At 62.8% G+C, this 14,121-nt stretch carries 10 protein-coding genes; 6 read left to right on the top strand and 4 right to left on the bottom strand.

Going from position 1 to position 14,121, the window contains the following annotated elements; genetic code table 11:
- The first annotated feature begins 758 nt into the window (after positions 1–758).
- Both ACWGTO_RS10215 and ACWGTO_RS10210 read left to right on the top strand, forming a co-directional pair.
- A complete protein-coding gene (locus ACWGTO_RS10215; RefSeq protein ID WP_454574735.1) occupies positions 759–1,493 on the top strand; it encodes a WecB/TagA/CpsF family glycosyltransferase in 735 nt (244 codons plus the stop codon).
- Complete coding sequence (locus tag ACWGTO_RS10210) at positions 1,490–2,713, top strand: FAD-dependent oxidoreductase (protein WP_454574734.1); 1,224 nt, start codon at positions 1,490–1,492, stop codon at positions 2,711–2,713. Before ACWGTO_RS10215 ends, ACWGTO_RS10210 begins: the two co-directional genes overlap by 4 nt.
- A gap of 17 nt (positions 2,714–2,730) precedes the next feature.
- Here ACWGTO_RS10210 and ACWGTO_RS10205 read toward each other — a convergent pair whose 3' ends face one another.
- Positions 2,731–3,879: a GNAT family N-acetyltransferase gene (locus ACWGTO_RS10205; protein WP_454574733.1), complete on the bottom strand. Its 1,149-nt coding sequence runs from the start codon at positions 3,877–3,879 to the stop codon at positions 2,731–2,733.
- Between the two features lie 258 nt (positions 3,880–4,137).
- Here ACWGTO_RS10205 and ACWGTO_RS10200 point away from each other — a divergent pair, with 258 nt between their 5' ends.
- A complete protein-coding gene (locus ACWGTO_RS10200; RefSeq protein ID WP_454574732.1) occupies positions 4,138–5,652 on the top strand; it encodes a glucosamine inositolphosphorylceramide transferase family protein in 1,515 nt (504 codons plus the stop codon).
- Here ACWGTO_RS10200 and ACWGTO_RS10195 read toward each other — a convergent pair.
- Both ACWGTO_RS10195 and ACWGTO_RS10190 read right to left on the bottom strand, forming a co-directional pair.
- On the bottom strand, positions 5,638–6,732 hold the full coding sequence (locus tag ACWGTO_RS10195) for a glycosyltransferase family 4 protein (RefSeq protein ID WP_454574731.1): 1,095 nt from the start codon (positions 6,730–6,732) through the stop codon (positions 5,638–5,640). The genes ACWGTO_RS10200 and ACWGTO_RS10195 overlap by 15 nt on opposite strands.
- Positions 6,729–8,141 carry a lipopolysaccharide biosynthesis protein gene (locus tag ACWGTO_RS10190; protein WP_454574730.1) on the bottom strand — a complete coding sequence of 471 codons (1,413 nt, stop codon included), beginning with the start codon at positions 8,139–8,141 and terminating at the stop codon, positions 6,729–6,731. The genes ACWGTO_RS10195 and ACWGTO_RS10190 overlap by 4 nt, the downstream gene beginning before the upstream one ends.
- A 232-nt stretch (positions 8,142–8,373) precedes the next feature.
- Between ACWGTO_RS10190 and ACWGTO_RS10185 the strand changes: the two genes are divergently transcribed.
- Genes ACWGTO_RS10185 through ACWGTO_RS10175 form a run of 3 tightly spaced genes read left to right on the top strand, consistent with a single transcriptional unit; the run spans position 8,374 to position 13,190 of the window.
- Positions 8,374–10,521, top strand: a complete 2,148-nt coding sequence (locus ACWGTO_RS10185) for a GumC family protein (RefSeq protein ID WP_454574729.1) — start codon at positions 8,374–8,376, stop codon at positions 10,519–10,521.
- Positions 10,522–10,524: 3 nt separating this feature from the next.
- Positions 10,525–11,655 (top strand): glycoside hydrolase family 5 protein, encoded by a 1,131-nt coding sequence (locus tag ACWGTO_RS10180; protein ID WP_454574728.1) that lies wholly within the window; start codon positions 10,525–10,527, stop codon positions 11,653–11,655.
- The gene (locus ACWGTO_RS10175; protein ID WP_454574727.1) at positions 11,652–13,190 is read left to right on the top strand and encodes a hypothetical protein; all 1,539 of its coding nucleotides are present in this window, start codon (positions 11,652–11,654) and stop codon (positions 13,188–13,190) included. The genes ACWGTO_RS10180 and ACWGTO_RS10175 overlap by 4 nt, the downstream gene beginning before the upstream one ends.
- Here ACWGTO_RS10175 and ACWGTO_RS10170 read toward each other — a convergent pair.
- Positions 13,162–13,926: a hypothetical protein gene (locus tag ACWGTO_RS10170; RefSeq protein WP_454574726.1), complete on the bottom strand. Its 765-nt coding sequence runs from the start codon at positions 13,924–13,926 to the stop codon at positions 13,162–13,164. The two genes, ACWGTO_RS10175 and ACWGTO_RS10170, sit on opposite strands and share 29 nt — an antisense overlap.
- Between the last annotated feature and the right edge of the window lie 195 nt (positions 13,927–14,121).

The following is a 14,121-nucleotide window of genomic DNA, read 5'->3' as shown; positions in this document are numbered from 1 at the left end:
CCGCCTGCCTCACGACGCGCCTGCTCTTCGGCGACCGGTATCGCGGGCAGGCCAACAGAGCGAAGCAGGTTGCGACAAGCAGCGGCGTCGAATGGCACGAGAACAATGTCTGCAAGTAAATGCAACCAGAAATACATAGTTTACTAGCGGCGGTTGCTTGCAAGCGTTAGATCGGTTAATGCCTCTGACCTCCAATCTAAAGCAATCGCTATCCACGGAACACGACGGAAACGCGGCTCTCATCGGCCTTTTCTTGACGCAGGCCGCGTTGACATTTCGATGTCGTCCTGCGGCTGCGCAAGCGGTCGCAACGCCAAACTCCCCACACCGCCATCGAATTCTGTCGGCCGACAAAATGCAAAGAGCGCGTTGATCCCATTGGATTTTTATGCTCCAGGGCCAAAAAGCAACCTTGGCCTGGGATGGTTCGATCTTCGCGATTTGGACAGCGCTTCGCAGCAGCAAAGCAACGCATTGATTTATCTACATATTTTATGAAAAATCTACGCGTTAACTAACTATTAACGTATCGCTTAACTTTCCCCTCAGTTTACTTAGAATACTTCGAAATGGGTTATTTCCACACGATGCGCGACGTTTCAAAAAAGTCTCAAGGGGGTAAGAGCGCGATCCGCGAAGCGGATTCGCCGCGCGCCCAGGCGTCCGCAACAGGTGAGGCTTCCCATCCCCGTTCGCTTGGCGAGACCGGACCTGCAGGCGTGACGACCGGCGCGCAGCTTCCCGCCTTGCCGACTGTTGTGCTCGGCGGCCTGCCGATCACCGTGATCGACCGGCAGGACGCCGCCCGGCTGATGATCACGTCGGCGCGCGGGCACCTGCCCAACACCCGTCCCTATTATTTCACCTCCGCCAATGGCGATGTCATCGCCCAGGTGGGGCAGGACAAGGAAGTCGCCCGGGTATTTCGTCAGGCCGACCAGATCTTCGCCGATGGCCAGCCGCTGGTTTTTGCCTCGCGCCTGCTGTGCAGCCTGCACCTGCCGGAGCGGGTCGCCACCACGGACCTGTTCCACGATGTGGCCAAGCTCGCCGAACAGGAAGGTACGACGTTCTACCTGCTGGGCTCGACGGAGGCGGAGAACAACAAAGCTGTCGCCCGCATCAGCGCCAAATACCCCCGCCTGCGCATCGCCGGGAATTGTCACGGCTTTCTGACCGGCCAGGCACTCGAAAGGAAACTCGACGAGATCAACGCGCTTGCGCCCGACATATTGTGGCTGGGCCTCGGCGTGCCGCGCGAGCAGATCTTTATCCGTGATTATGCATCGCGGCTCCACAATGTCGGCCTGATCAAGACCTCGGGCGGGCTCTTCGACCATATCGCCGGCAAGGTTCGGCGCGCGCCGCTATGGGTGCAGAAGGCTGGCTTCGAGTGGCTCTGGCGTGCGATGATGGAGCCACGCCGGCTTTTCTGGCGCTACTTCACGACCAGTCCCCGTGCCGTCTATGCCATATTGAGGTACTCCAAATGACGGCCGAGCATCGCCGCAGCCCGCTGCCCGAAGGAACCGATGCCGAGATCGCCATCGTCGGCGCCGGACTTTCCGGCACCATTGCGGCGAATGTGCTCGCACGGGCCGGTTACAGCGTCATCTTGATCGATCGCCATTCGGTCTTCCCAAGGGAATTCCGTGTGGAGAAAGTCGCCGGCGACCAGATTGAAAAACTGCGCCGGCTTGGCCTTCTGAACAAGCTTTCGACGGCGGCCGTGGCCTTCGATGAGATCGTCAACATCCGCAGGGGACGCTTTCTCGATCGCACGCACGCGCGCCACTACGGAATTTTCTACGATGACCTCGTTGCCGCCATGCGCGCCGAACTGCCGGAAAGCGTTCGCTTCATTTCCGGCCGCGTCAACGGGCTGGAGACAGGAGCGGACCGCCAGCGTGTGTCGATCCTCGACCATCACGACGTGACGGCGCGGCTGCTCGTGCTGGCCACCGGCATGGGTGACATTCTGAAACGCGACCTTGGCATCGAGCGCCATTTCGTTCACCAGAAGCAGTCGCTGACCTTCGGCTTCAATCTGCGCCCGGTCGGAGCAAGCGCCTTCAAGCACCCGGCCCTCACCTATTACGGCGGGGTCTCTGACGGCATCGATTACCTCAACCTGTTTCCCGCCGCCGACGTCACGCGCGCCAATCTGTTCGTCTTTCGCGATCACCGTGATCCCTGGGTGAAAGCGCTGCGCGAGCGTCCGCGGGAAACTCTCATCGACACGCTGCCGGGGCTGGTCAACGCGTTCGGCGATTTCGAAGTCATCAACCGGGTCGACAACTGGCTCACCGACATCACCGTGGCGCAGAATTGCGTGCGCGATGGTGTCGTTTTGATCGGCGATGCCTATCAGACATCCTGCCCGGCCGCCGGAACCGGCGTCAGCCGACTGCTCACCGATGTCGAACGGTTGTGCACGGTGCATGTGCCGCAGTGGATGGCTTCGCCCGGGATGATGGCGGCCAAGATCGCTACGTTCTACGACGATCCCGCAAAGCTGGCGATGGATGAACATGGTCTGCATATGGCTGAGTTCCGCCGCAGCCTGACCATCGACACCGATCTGCGCTGGCGCGCGCGCCGGCAGCTTCATTTCAGCCGTCGTCGCGTGATGCAGAAGATCACCAATCTCAGCCCCGCTTTCGCGGCCAGGCTGCGCGGTTTCAGAAAGCCCGGTATCGAAGCCGCGACCTGATCGCAGGCATTCGGACGTCAGGATCCAGCCGCCTCATCGCTGGGCGCCTGCGGCACTACGGTACGGTCGGGCTTGGGCTTCTTGCCATGCGCACCGACCAACCGTCGCGCCAGAGCCTTGGCCGCCGGCAGTTTCTCGACGGTCATGTGCGCGGCATAGCCGAGCGGGCTGCCGGCCCTGAAAATCTGCCACATCGGCGATGGCCGGCCACCGAAGGTAACCTTGTAGGGCTCATCGCCAATCGTGAAGTCGAGCGAATGGTCGCCGCGCTCGATGCAGTCGCGGGCGATCTGCTCGAACATGAGGCTGCCGATCGACTGCTTCCTGTAACCCGCCTCGTCGAAGCCGCCGAGAATGACCAGCAGCGAGCCGCGATGTGCGAGACCGAGCGCGCCGGCGATAGCACGATCATCCATCCAGAACGTGTAGGTGCGCGCAAAGCCGCCACATCCCTCGGCCGCCACAGCCATATAGAACTCGAAATAGGACGGCGACTGCAACAGGTCGGCGGGGCCGTCGCTGCCGTCGAAGCGCTTGCCGCGGTACAATTTGAGCGCATCGAACGTCGTCCGGATGGCGTCGATACTGTCGGAACATTCAAAACGCGCCTGGCCCATCCGGCCGAGCTGCCGCGCCTTCTTGTCGAGTTCCTTGCGATAGGAATTGTCGAGCTGGTGTTCGCGCCACGCCGCGAATGTCGCTTCCAGCTTGCTGGAATAGGCGCTCATGCCCATGCTTTCACGCTTGTCGATGCCAAACAGGCGCTCGATTGCAAGCGAGCGGTCGGCCAGCTTGCCGATGCGCAGCAGATCATAGGGCTTCAGACGTTTTCGGATGGCGGCCACTGTGGGGCCGTCTGCCACGATTCGCGAAAACGTCTCCTCGTCCGCGACCGGCGATATGTAGTCGGAAACGCGCATGTCGGCGAATTCCACGACTTTCAAGAGCGTGTAGCGACGCCTGACCAGCGGCAGGACCATCGCCAGTCTTCCGCTTATGCGCACGACGATGATCAGCGGCGTGGCCGCACCCTGCCCGACGATTTTCTCGTACAGCAGGGCGAGCCAAATGGGGTGCTGAAAAGCGGTCGCAGCCGAGCTGGCGAAAAGCTCGGCATATTCCTTCGAACGAAAATCGAACGAATCCTCGACAGTGACTTCAAACATTTATGGTCCGAACCGGCTGGGCATGGTCTATCGACGCTGTCTTGTCTTCCACGTCAAGGTCGACGCATGGAATGTTGGAAACTTGGTATATACAGGACCTCAGGCGGTGGTTGCATATCTCTGGTCAATCCAGCATCCGGCGGCTGGTCGGCAGGATGGGTTAAGATCTTCCCATAAAGCGGACGGCCAGACCTCCAAGTAACGGCAAGGTAAGTTTTTTCAGTCAGTCATTTGTATGTACCGGTCATCGCTTTTCAAATGTCCAGGCCGGGTCCCGATACAAGCGCGAACTGGTACGACATGCTGGCAATCGACGTCATTGTTCCGCAATCTGGACCGCGCCTGTGGCAGAAGATTGTCGTCGAGCGGCTTCAGTCGGACGGCCACGATGTTGCCGTGCTGCAGCAACCGGGAATGCCGGGCTGGTCAGGGTCGGCCAAAGCCGCTTTCGCTTTCGAACAGCGCCTGTTTCGGCGCCGCCGTCCGAATCTGGCCGCAGCGCTGAACGAGATCCCGGTTCAGCCGGCCGGCCGGCCGGCAGCGCTCAGGCTGGACCTTGCCGGCAATACGCCGCGATCCGATGTTCCAACCATTGGCCTCCTGTTCGACGGGTCTCGGTCTGATCTTGCAGTGGCGACAGCGATCGCGCGCGGAAAGTTGCCTGTGATCGAGGCCGTCCTTGATGGAAAAGTGGTCGGCCAAGCACGACCGATGGTGGACAAGCGGGAATCGGTGGCGCTTGGTACGGAAGATGTGCTTGCACGCGCCATCACCCTGATCGTCTCGCTCGCGAAGGCTTTTGCCGACGGCCGGCCCATGCAGAATGAACCGTCGTCTGAAGCCGGTAGCAGTCCGGCGACGCAATTCCTGCCCCACTATCTCGGCTCGGCGCTGCCGCAGCTTGGCCGTGAAATCATCCGGCGCGTCAGCTATCGCCACGCGCATTGGCGGGTCGGCTTCCGCTTTGCCGATGCCCCCGGCGTCGCGGAAACCGGCAGGCTGGGCAGCGGCTGGTCGGTGCTGCCCGACCCCGGCGACCATTTCTACGCCGATCCGTTCCCATTCGAATGGCAGGGCCGGTCGTTCCTGTTCGTCGAGGACTATCCTCATGCCACCGGCAAGGCTGTCATCTCGGTCGTTGCCTTTGATGCGAACGGCGTTCCCGAGGCGCCACGGGTGGTGCTGGAGGAACCGCACCACCTCTCCTATCCCCAGGTGTTCGAGCATGACGGGGTGATCTGGATGCTTCCCGAAGCCAGCGCCAGCGGCAAGCTCACCCTCTATCGCGCTTCCCGCTTTCCGGACCGCTGGACCGCTGAGACCGTGCTGGTCGAGGGCGAGATTTCCGACGCAACCCTGCTTGGGCATGACGGGCTGCTCTGGCTGTTCGCCACCGATCGCGACGGCTACGGCAGCACCTCCGATACGCTGGTGGTGTTTTCAGCCCCCGCCCTCACCGGCCCCTGGACGCCGCATGCCGGCAATCCGATCCTGATCGACCACCGCATGGCGCGTCCGGGCGGCGCTTTCGTTCGCGGCCCAAACGGACGCGTCGTCCTTCCCGTCCAGGATGGAACGCTCGGCTACGGCGGCGGCCTCGGCCTGTCCGAGCTGTTGCAGCTAGACCGGCAGACAGTGCGGCTTTCAGCACCCCGGCCGATCATCGCCGACGGCGACTGGCGATATCCGAAAATCCACACGCTCAACCGCGCCGGCAGGCTGGAAGTGATCGACGGGATCGCGGCGGTGCGGAAGCGTTCAGGAAAGCAGTAGCGCCTCATAGCCGGCACACATCTGGGCCGGCGAGTACTTGTCGTTGAGCCGCTGCCCGGCCGCCGAAAGCCTGGCCATAAGCTCCGGCCTGGCGATCATCTCGGCAAGCCCCGTGGCCATGCCGGTGGCGTTGGCCTCCACGAAGATCGCAGCCGGTTCGCCGTCTTGCGCGGTCAGCACCTCGCGCATCACGGCAAGATTGCTCGCCACCACCGGCAGCCCGGAAATCGCCGCTTCGACACAGGCAAGACCGAAGGTCTCGCTCGTCGACGGGAACGCATAGACATCGCCTGCCGCCAGGAATTCGAAAATCTGTGCCGGCGGAACTTCACCGACCAGATGCAACCGGTCCGCCACGCCCCGCTCCCTTGCAAAGGTGACAAGCGTCTCGAGTTCCGGTCCGACGCCGGCAAGTGCCAGGTGGATGTCGGACAACCGTTCAAGTGCCCCGACCAGCGCGATCTGGTTCTTCGTCCGTGTCAGCCGCCCGGACGAGACGGCAAGCCATGCATCGCCTGGCAAGCCGAAGCGGACACGCGCCGCCGCCTTGTCGAATTGCTCACGCGGTGCCGGAACACCATGATCGATGCGGTGGAGACGCCGCCGGTAGGCTTGCGGATAATGATTGAATTGCGCCTCGGTCCAGGCCGAGTTGACGATGTTTGCGTGGTAAAGGCCGGTCACTCCCATCAGCTTGTCGATCCGGGAGAGCAGGCCCATGGTGCCCCTGGTGTGGGGCGCGCCGCTCTGGTTGGCGACGATGTGCCTGACCCCGGCCAGTCGCGCGCCAATCGTGCCGAAGATGTTGCCATAGTGCTGATAGGTTATGACGGCATCCGGCCGCGCCTTGCGCAGATATCTCACCAGTCCGATGGTCGCCCGGATTTGTCCCAGCAAGCCTTTTGGCGGCTCGGTGAGGATGAAATCGGCGCTGGCGTCGTGGTCGAAGGCGTCGGTCTTGCGGTACATGAAGACGGTGCGGACATCATGGCCACGCGCCCGCAATCCTTCACCCACCATGTCGGAAACGCGTTGCGCGCCGGCCGCCTCTGCCTGCGTCTGGACCTGCACGATCTTCACGTACGGTCTCTAAGCACAGGGCGGGAAACGGCTGCCGCCTTGCTCATCGCGAGGCCGAAGATGGAAGGGTTTATGCCTATTCGACGCCGTGCGATCGAGACTGCGATGGCAGTCCAGGCAATCACCGTTCCGGCGATAGTGACCGCCGCGCCGACCGGCCCGAAATAGTAGGTCGTCACAGCCGTCGCGGCGAGCCCCAGCACGTTGACGACGATCAGCACCTTGAACAGCGCATGCTGCAGGCCGGTCAGTTGCAGCAATATCTCGATCGGACCGCAAGCGGTGGCGAAGGTCGCGCCGATGCCGAAGATGACGAGCGTCGTACGCATGGTCGGCGTGTCATAGGCCGAATTGAAAATGGACAGGATGAAGCCGCCGAAAAGCCAGAACGCCGCCAGTACGCAGAGCGCGATGGCAAAGCTGCCAAGTGCCGCAAGGCTGGTGATGCGCTGCACATGCGCCCTGTCGCCGCTGTAGAAGGCGCTTGAAATCTGCGGCGCCAGCGCCTGGTTGATGCCGTTGAGCGCCAGGGCCACGAACCGCGTGGTGCGGTCGGCGACGAAGATGGCACCGGCCGGCACCGGCCCCAGGATCATGGCCACCAGCAAGGTGCTGACCTGGCCGAGCGCCGGCGGCAGCGAGGTGACGCCCCACAGGCCGAGCGTTACCGTCTTGAATTCGCTTTTTTGGTCTTCCGTCAGCGGGCCACGCGCGGCGCGCGACGTGTCGCGCAGCAGAAGCACGGTCTGCGGCACGACCGAAAGGATGAGCAGCCCGGCGGTCAGAAAGGTCGCCGCGACCGCACCCATCTCGACATGCAGCAAGCGGCAGCCGAGCATGGCGGCGATGGTCGCCGCCCGCCAAATGATGTCGCGCGGCAGCAGGCCGTAAATGAGTGCATTCTTGGCGCGGAAGGCGCCGGAGGTGAATTCCGACCAGCCGAGCGAGAGCGACAGCACCGCGGCAACCAGGCACAGCGAAAGCCACTCCGGCGTGCCGCTGCTGGCGAACGGCAAAAAACCCGCCACCAGGATGAGCAGGCTGGAGGCGACAAGCCCCATCAATGCCACCACGATGGCGCGGGCCATCATGCCATGTGCCGAGTTGAGGTCGCCGAGGCCGACATATTGCGGCCAGAATCTGAGCACTGTGCTCTGCTGGCCGACCGAGGCAAAGAAGGAAACCAGGCTGGCGCCAGCATAGGTGGCGCTGTAGAGGCCGAACTGCCGCTCGTCCATCACCATCGCCACGGCCACGAACATCAGGAACGACAGGCCGGCACTGGCGAGCTTGATCACACCAGCGACCGCCCCGCTCCTGGCGAGCGCGGGGATGGACATGCGCATGTCGGCTGCCGGATTGCCGCTCCCAGCCATTGCGGCTTTGTTGTCGCTTATGTTGTCATCCAAGATCGGCTCCTGTGACGACCGGCAATGGCCTGGCCCCCGCGGCAGCCGAACCGACCTGAAACCTGTCCCTGAATAGAACAAAAACTCACGCAAGCGCCAGCCCGAACGCGGCGAATGGTTACTGGCGCCCCCGCATACAAAGGTGAAACGCTTTGGTAACCTTAACGAAGGGCTAACGATAATGGGAAATAGTGCGAGGTGTAGAGTGAAGTGACTCTGCAGAGGAAAAATGATGAGTCCTGCCAACATCGACGATCGCACGCTTCCACCGCTGTTTGATATCGCAGCGTTATGGGCGATTCTTTGGGGCCGTCGCCTGATGATTTTTGTCATTACAGGTGCCGTGCTGCTGCTGACGGTGCTCTATCTCGCCGTGACCAGCCCGAGCTACACGGCAACGGCCTCGATCCTGATCGACCCGCGCGATTCGCGTTCCACCAATTTCAACAATGTTCTTCCCGGCATCGGCTCCGACAGCGCCGCCATTGCCAGCCAGGTCTTCGTCATTGAGTCGGAGGATTTGCTGGGAGACGTGTTCGACGGTCAAAAGGTGGCGAGCGACCCCGAATTCTCGGGCCGCGGCCTGGTATCGCGGCTGTTTTCGATACTCGGATCGAATCAGAAGGCCACGCGCGACGCGACCTTCAAGCGTTTTCAAAAGGCGGTATCGGTGGAGCGCGAAGGGCTCACCTATGTCATCAATGTCAGCTTTACCTCGAAATCACCGCAGACGGCCGCGCGCATCGCCAACGCCATCGTCGAGCGCTACCGGACCGGCCTTGCAGGAGAACGCGAAGGCGCCAACAGCGATGTCAACTCCCTCCTCAACGACAGGATCAAGGGTCTGCAGAAGGACGTCAGCGACGCCGAACGCGCGGTTGAGGATTTCAAGACGACGCACCGGATCGTCGATCCGACCGATGGCGGCACGTTGCAATTCCAGCTCGACCAGCTGACGACGCAACTGATCACCGCCCAGGGCGACGCCGACCAGGCAAGGGACCGCTACAATCAGGCGCTTGCCGTGGGCAGCTCGTCGGCCGGTCTGGCCAGGCTGGCGGAAATCCTGTCCTCCAACTCGGCCATCAAATTGCGCGACGACTACAATCAGCGCGCCGCCGAGCTCGCCAACCTCGAAACCATGTATGGGCCGCGCCATCCGGCGATCGCGCGGCTGCGCTCCGAGCTCGAACGGATGAACCGGCTCATGGGCGCCGAGGCCGACCGCATCCGGCAGCAGTTGAAGGCCAGCTACGATCTTGCAGCGCAAAATGTCGGCAAGTTGCAGGCCAAGCTCGAAGCTTTGCGCCAGCAGTCATCCGACTCGAGCCTCGCCCAGGTGCAACTGCGGCAGCTGGACTCCAACGCCCAGGCCGCACGCGGCGTCCTCGACGACTATCTGAAGCGCGCCAAGGAAACCTCGCAGATGGAGGGCGTCCAGACCTCCGAGGCGCGCACGATCGCCAAGGCCTCGCCCCCGCTGCAGCCGACCTGGCCAAAGCCTGCCCTGCTCCTGCCGGTGGGCACGGTTCTTGGACTTCTCGCCGGATGCGGCCTCGCTCTGGCGTTCGGCCCGGTCCGCCGGCCCGAAGACGAGCCGCAGGCGCCCAAGGAAGAAATGGTGCCGATGGCCCAGCCGCGGCAGGACGCATCGCGTCCGGTTGCCCAGCCGGCTCCGAAGCCGGTTCCGGCCAGTCTGGGCGAATACCGCGTGCCGGCCGCCGGTACAGCGCTTTCAGGCATCAAGGCGATCAGGGCCTCGCTATTCCAGGACGGCGACGAGGCGCTTTCGCGCGACGTGCTGAAGCTGATGCGGCAGATCATCCTGCGCCTGCACGACCATCCCAAGCCCTTTGTGCTGGCCGTGTCCTCGACGCGCAGCAGCCTCGAGGCAAGGCTTGCCGGCGCATTGATCGGGATCAGCCTGCAGCGGGTCGATCAGAACGTGCTGGTCGTTGAAATCGAAGGCCAGCCATCGGCTTCGACGGGCCACGGCCCTGGTATATTCGTCGACAGCGCCAGTGGCCTGCGAACTGCCATCTGCAGCCCGCAGGGGCAAAAAAATGGACGGACCTTGGGCGACGTCCTGACCGAGACCGGAAACGCCTTCGACTTCATCCTCGTCAGTGCCCCGGCCTTCAGCGAAAAGGCCTGGTCCCCGGAGTTTTTCATTCAGGCCGATCTGACGCTGCTGGCGCTGAACCCATCGGAGCAGGCAGCCGACGCTGCCGCCCTGTTGGTGCAACGGCTGGGCGTCGCCCAGATCGGACGCAGCGCCACGCTGGTGATCGCACCGCAGACCGTACAGTCGGCCGCCCGCACGCCAATGCAGCCTTCCGGCGCCGCCGATCGGCGCCGCAGTTTGGCTGCGAGGACCTGATCCGTGCTGGCGGTGCTGACATCGCTGCCGGTGATGTCACGGCGGCAAGCGCTCGCGCTGTCTGGCGGGGCTGTGCTTGCGGCCCTCCCCTTCCCGGGACATGCCACGACGACTGCGCGCAGCGTTCCGTCGCGCGGCTTCAACCTTCCGGGATGGCTGGATCGCGAGGCAGGTATAGCTCCCGCCACTGCGACGCTGGAAAAGCTGCGCCAGTCGGGGTTCGAAACCATTCGCTTGCCGGTGAACAGCGATCTTATCTCGGTCGGCGACCGGGCTGGGCTCCGCCGCATCCATGATGGCGTCGCCGACCTTGTCAGGCTGGGCTTTGCCGTTCTCGTCGACATGCACCCGTCCGCCGACCTTCACGCCGCTTTCGAGCGCGATCCGGCAGCCGCAAGCGAACAGGTGGTTCAGGCGTGGGCGGCCTTGCGTCCTGTCATCGCCGATCTGCCGGCGGCCTCGGTCTATCCGGAGTTGCTGAACGAGCCGCCGATGGAGCGCAGCGTCTGGCTGGCGCTGCGCAACAGACTCGCCGAGACGCTGCGCGCAACATGTCCGAGCCACACGCTGGTCTGGGGCCCGGCACGCTTCCAGGGCATATGGGAGATAGCCGATACGCCGCCTCTGGCCGACGACAACCAGATCGCCGCCATCCATTTCTACGCACCGACGGCCTTCACCCATCAATGCGAGAACTGGGATACGTCGCCGCTCGCCCGCATGGCCAATCTGCCCTTCCCCGCGACAAGGGATACTGCTGCGGTCCGCGACCTCATCGCAAGATTGCGCGCTGCCGGCGACGAAGAGGCCGCCTCGCTGCTCGAGAGCCAATTCTCCAACCCGTGGACCGAGGCCGCCATCGCCGCGAACTTTGCCGAGGCCGGACGCTGGTCGGCGGCTCATGACTGCCCGGTGATGCTGAACGAATTCGGCGTCCTCAATTTCTGCGTCGATGCGCAAAGCCGCGCGGCCTGGGTCCGTGCCGTACGCGAGGCCGCCGAAGCCAATCATATCGGCTGGACCTATTGGGAGCTCGACCAGGGCTTTGGGTTCATAGCCAACAGGCAGAGCACGGAAGGATTCGACGCCTCGATGATGGCTGCCCTCCTGGGCGGCGAGGCGGGCCAGCTATGAGCGTCACCGGAGCATATCCCCGCGTCGGGCTCAGCGAACCGAGCGCATCGAGCGCCGAGGCCCTGCTGCATATCTCGATGGCGCTCATCGTCGTGGCGCTCGGCGTTTCGGCTTTTGCGGTGTGGACGCCGTTCGGGATTGTCGTAACGTTCATAGTGACGCTGATCGTTTCGAATGCGGTGCCTGCCGGCATTCCTGTCGTGATTATCTGCGCCTTTCTCTACCAGAACCTCATGGTGGCGTGGTACACGCCTTACATCCCCGACAACGATACGTTCGATGCGCTGCGCGGTACGAACTTCATCATCCTCATGACCGCCTTCTGCATTTTTCTGGCGGCGTCGTTTCAGCACCGAGTGCGCGCGCTGATCGAATTGCGCAGCTGGCTGCTGCTGAGCATCGTGCTGTGCGGGACGATCTGTTTCTATTTTGCCCTGGGCGCCGTGCATGGTGGCCCCAAGGACGCGGTCGTCTACTTCCGCAACACGATCACGCCGCTCGCCTGTTTCCACATCGCGGTCCTGGCCGCCAGCCTCTATCCCATCGACCTGCGCAAGAGCATGCTCTGGCTCGGCGCCGGCGCGGTCATTTACGGCTATGTCGAACTGACCTTCACGATGAATTTCCTCGGCCTCTTTCATGGCGACCTCTACATCGAACGTAACATCTCGCGGCAGATCGAGACCGGCGTGTGGGAGAAGGCGCTCAAGGAGACTGGCTTCGTTTTCCGTGGGCTCGAGGACGTGATGACGACGACCTTCTTCAACACGCCGTTCTTCAACGACATCCTGCCAACTGTCTTTCGCATTGGCGGTCCGAACTTTCATTCGATCAGCTATGCCTATGCGCTCAGCATCATATCGGCGTGGCTGCTCTTCAGAGGCCGTTGGCTGCTGCCCATCGCCGCCTTGCCGCTGCTGGCTGTCATCGGCTCCAAGGGCGCGACATTCATGCTGCTCGTCGCGCTGTGCGTGCGGCTGTTCCACCGCCCTTCCCGCACCGGCCTGACGGTTGCCGGCGTCATCGCCCTGGCCGTGGTCTGGACGACCGCGGCAATCGCCTATGGCGCCACCCATGGCGACTATCACGTGCTCGGCCTGGCGGCAGGCATACGCGACTTCCTTGCCAACCCGCTCGGTCAAGGACTGGGGCTGGGCGGCAATCTGTCGAGCACCAGCATCAATCTCAGCTGGTCGACCGCGCAAGCGGAAGGTGCCGCCTCCGTCCCCGTCGAAAGCGCAGTCGGCGTCATGCTCTACCAGATGGGAATTGGCAGCCTGGTCTTCTTCGGCTTCCTGGCGGCGCTCGCCATGGCGGCACGTCGGCAGCTGATCGAAACCGGCGACCCGGATTTCCTGTTCGGCTTCGTCGGCATTGTCACCATCTCGGCCAATGCCGTGCTGCAGGAAGAGGCATTCTACTCACCCCTCGCTCTCGCCTTCTGCCTGCTGCTCGTCGGTGTCTCGCTGGGCACGCGCTGGCGCGAGCTGGCGGTGCAAAGAGCAATCAAGGCCCGAACACCACAAGCTCGGTGAAGGTCAGGTCGCCCGGCGCCGGCGGCTTCGGGCCCTTGAAGTATTTTATCCCCCTGTTGGCGAAGTAGCGGCCGAACAGGCCAGGGATGGGCCCCTTGGCGTCGACGAGGCAAAGCAGCTTTCCGCGCCGCAACAGGAACCGCCCCATGGCGCCGCTGCAGTGGCCGAGATCGGCCACCGAACGGCAATAGACGACCTGATGGCAAGGAATGAGACCGCGCAGCACGTGCCGCTTCATCAGCACCAGCGGAAGCGCTTCGCCATCACAGATACAGATCAGGCAGAGGCAGCCCAGAGTGGCGTGTTCCGAGAGTATGTATCGTTCGTTAACGGGCAGCATCGCTGCTTCGGCAAGGCCGGCGCGAAATTCAACAGCGCGGCCGGGCCGCCCTGAATTCAGGACGGGCAGAAAGGCAAACTGTCCTTCGGAAAACAGCCGGAAACCGAGCGCCTTGTTGATTTTCAATGTCGCGGGCGCCGGCGAGATATTGATGTAGGTTACAATATCCCGTTGCTTGAGAACCGCCATGATCAGCTTGGTTGCATACGGGCGGAATTTCTCGTCCACCGCCCAGCTTGAAATGTTGCAGCGGATTTCGTCGCCTTCCTGGCTAGGGAAGCGGGCGTAGAGCGTCAGCACGACGCCAACGATCTGGCCAGCATGCCTCAGGGCAAAGCCGTATTGTGGAAAATCGGCGACGATGGGCCGCTGCGACAAACGGTCGAGCGCGCGCATCCAGTAATTGCGGCTGCGTTGTGGAAAGCCCCGACACAGGCAATCGGCTACACCGTCCCAATCACCCTGGCGAATTGGCCGACAGGTGAGATCGGAAGGAAGGGAGCCAAGTGCTGCCATAGTCGACCCGTGAACACGATCGAATTACCAGATCCATTCACCCCCAAACTCTCGATAACGCAGGACGATTAACAA

It is taken from the genome of Mesorhizobium sp. PL10, from assembly GCF_053714315.1.
This window is presented reverse-complemented; position numbering and strand designations above follow the sequence as displayed.